Below are 3,075 nucleotides of genomic sequence, written 5' to 3'. Positions count from 1 at the left end.
AATCGACGACGTGGTCCACGCGCCAATCGTTAGTCAACGCATATGATGCCGCTGCAATTGCGACAAGGAAGCACAACAAATCGGGACGTGCACTATCCGGCTCAATGAATTCGGGTTTCGCCATGCTTATCTGCCTGCCTACGGTCGATGCTCAGCTCCAGCAGATGTGGGCGCCGCCACGAGAATCAACGCAAGTGCAAATTTGAAATTTCTCGTCGACGAACCGTTGACCGTGGTTCGACCCCATCTATTGCAAGCCATTGGTGCATTGTATGAGAGAGTCTAGGACTACTCACGCGTGCGCCGGTTCAACACTTCGCGCGTCCCCGGCAACATCCACGAACGGGCTTCGCACTGCGCGCCTCCGGTTTGAAAGCAAAACGGGAGTTGGTTGCAGTGCAATGGACAACGGCTCGGCGAGTGTCGGGCCTCGTCGCTTCACGATTTCGACAATCAGGCCATCGGATGCCGTCGCAGCAGTGCAGGCGACAAATCTAGCGCTGCAGCCAGCAGCCTTACCATGACGAACAGGGTTTCGGACGACCGCGCGGCAAGATGCAAACGGCGCAGCGAGGAAGCCTGAACATGCTGCGTCCAATAAATCAGCGCCCCGCAACTGCCTGCTCGCAGGATTTGTTCGGCTGACCATAAAGAGTCGGCAGTCTTCTGCGCCTTTACCTGCATGACGTGCTTCAGTGACAGCCCGATGTGGCCCAGCCCCAAACCGTCCGGCATATGTGGCGGCTGCAATAACGCGACGGGCCGCTTGCCAACCGCGCCAAGCGCGGGCCGAGGGAGCCTGACCTCCCCTACGCCGGCTTGCTGCACTAGCAGCTCGACCAATGCTCCGACGGGCCATCCGCCTCCGGGCAGTTCTGCGGACAAAGTCGGATACCCGAGCGGATGAGGACGACCCAAGAAGCGGCGGCCTCCAGGCGCGGCGAATCGTCAGGCAGACCTTGCCTTAGAGTGCGCAAGACGCCATGATTGGCGAGACCTCAGAATTTGCATATCTGGGCGGTAATCGTGCCCCGAAAAAAGCGTGTATTGCACCGTCGAGGAAATCGTGGACTGGAAGTTCTGGAACAAGACAAGCTCGCCGGCTCCCGGTGCGTCCGAACGGCCAACCGACACCTATGAGGCGTTGCGGCATCTGCTTGGTATGCTGATGCAAGCAGACACGCGACTCCGATTGAACAACGCAGCTTCGTACAAAGTGGCCAGATGGTGACGCTGCCAATGGAGTTTTTTCTGGCAACAGGCTTCCTGCTTCAGTCCCCCGACTCGCCTTATTATGGTCGCTCGGGTGTCGACTTCGAGGGCAACGACATCAAGCTGGCGGGTTGCCTTCGCAGTGCCACTGAGGAAGCACTGCCGCTTTTCAAACCGATGGTACAGGCTATCCAGGGCTTTGACGCCCGCACCCTGCCTCGGTGGAAATGGAGCGCGGCGCAGGGAGCCATGGAGCGGCATCTGCAGCGGCGCTATAACAATCCCCTGTTTCCCCTACATCGCCAGGTTGTCACCTCAAGCGACGTCTATGCAGCGCGTGTTGCGGACTATGAGGCGCTGGCTAATATTCGCAACGAACTCGCTGAACTCGCCCGGGAGTTTTACGGACTTACAGAGCTGCCCGCCGACTGGCACCCACTTCTGAACGGGCTGAGAGAGCGGTTGGACAAGCTTGAAGACCATCGTCTGATGGCGGGGGGCGAAAACGAGTCGCTCGGAGGCGCAATTGCAGAACTGCGGGGCAAGGTCATGGACGTTTGGCGCTCGGCGCTTCACAACAATGCCCGCCATCTCGCCGCGCTCGAGAAAGCCGAGACCGTTCAGCGGGAACGCCATGCTGCACTATATGCAACCGACTGGATGCGCCAGCTACGCAGTCACGCTTCGCCGATACCGCCGCAAGAAGTCGTCGCAGCGCTTTTGAGTGACTCGCCGACAGAAATTGAAAGAGCGGTTGCCGCACTGCAGGCCGAGCCACAACTGCACAGCACGCTCGAAAACTGCCGCTCGTATGCACACAGGCTGGTGGCAGAAGTCCGCGCGGGGGCCCATGCCCTTCCCGACATTGACGAAAAATTGCGCATCCTCGACGGAGAATATTCCTGAGGCGGTTGAGTCCCCGCTGACTCAGCATCCGACGCAGCCTGAGTCTATGAGGTGCCGTCGCTCCGTCAGGGCGCCTCGCTTTCACAACCAGAGCCATACCCATCTAACGCATCACGATTATTCTTGCGCTTCTCTCAGTCACGCGCGCGACACCGGGCGAGAAGCCGCCGTCCGGCCGTGCGGCGATAGGAACGTTCAACCTCTTTTCCACCTCGGATTGTGACTTCAGCACCCCGATGACGCCGCGCGACCAGGACAGCCAGCGCCGCATCTACAAAATGTAAATGCGGGATATCTCTCCCGTGCCGTCGGTGAGCTCAAACACATCCAGGCGACCAGCTCTGACGTGAAGCAGAAGCCGCTCGACGTCGTCAATAGCGATCGCAAGAGGCGGGTTGAATTCAACTTCGGATGTGAGTTCCCGCCTTCTCTCGAGAAGTCGTTCAATGGCGCTAGTCCGGGAAACAAAGAGTTGCTCCATCGACAACCGCCAATCAGCTAGAACCTGTACCGGCTAACGCTGCGCCGGCAGGCCAATCACGTTGGGGCGCGAATTACCTCACCGCTCAGTCCGGCAGTGCCTTTCCCAGTGCAGAGGTTGTGGTCGCGGGCAACGCCAGGCGCGCCGCCTTTCGTATTGTAGGACAAACACAATCCGTTCGCCGCCCCACGGCGGCGAACGTCCCAACAAGCGCCCTGGGTACGAAGGTGCAGCGTTTGATGACCTTTCCGTGAACCAGGACACGTCAACGTCACGGGAAAGTATCCCGTCGTCGGCGTGACCTTCGTCGCCTGCCTCGACAGCGAGGTCAAGTTTGCGGATGTCGACGAGTGGCCCGAAGAGACGGCATGCCTTGCCTGCAACACCCTGACCGCCGCATAGCTTGAGCGCATCACGCTTGGGCTGGCTTGCGCGACCGGCTCACAGAATCGCGACCCGCGTGTTAGACGCGTGAC

General features: G+C 59.6%; 2 protein-coding genes. One reads left to right on the top strand and one right to left on the bottom strand.

Going from position 1 to position 3,075, the window contains the following annotated elements; all coding sequences use genetic code 11:
• Positions 1-453: 453 nt before the first annotated feature.
• Complete coding sequence (locus GNZ13_RS27930) at positions 454-885, bottom strand: hypothetical protein (RefSeq protein WP_407945671.1); 432 nt, start codon at positions 883-885, stop codon at positions 454-456.
• A gap of 339 nt (positions 886-1,224) precedes the next feature.
• On the opposite strand from GNZ13_RS27930, the gene GNZ13_RS27925 reads away from it, so the two are divergent.
• A complete protein-coding gene (locus GNZ13_RS27925; RefSeq protein WP_172170609.1) occupies positions 1,225-2,118 on the top strand; it encodes a hypothetical protein in 894 nt (297 codons plus the stop codon).
• Positions 2,119-3,075 lie beyond the last annotated feature (957 nt).

Source organism: Paraburkholderia elongata (assembly GCF_013177735.1).
Classification (GTDB): domain Bacteria; phylum Pseudomonadota; class Gammaproteobacteria; order Burkholderiales; family Burkholderiaceae; genus Paraburkholderia; species Paraburkholderia elongata.
The sequence above is the reverse complement of the archived record's forward strand: the minus strand, read 5'-3'. Positions and strand labels throughout refer to the sequence as shown.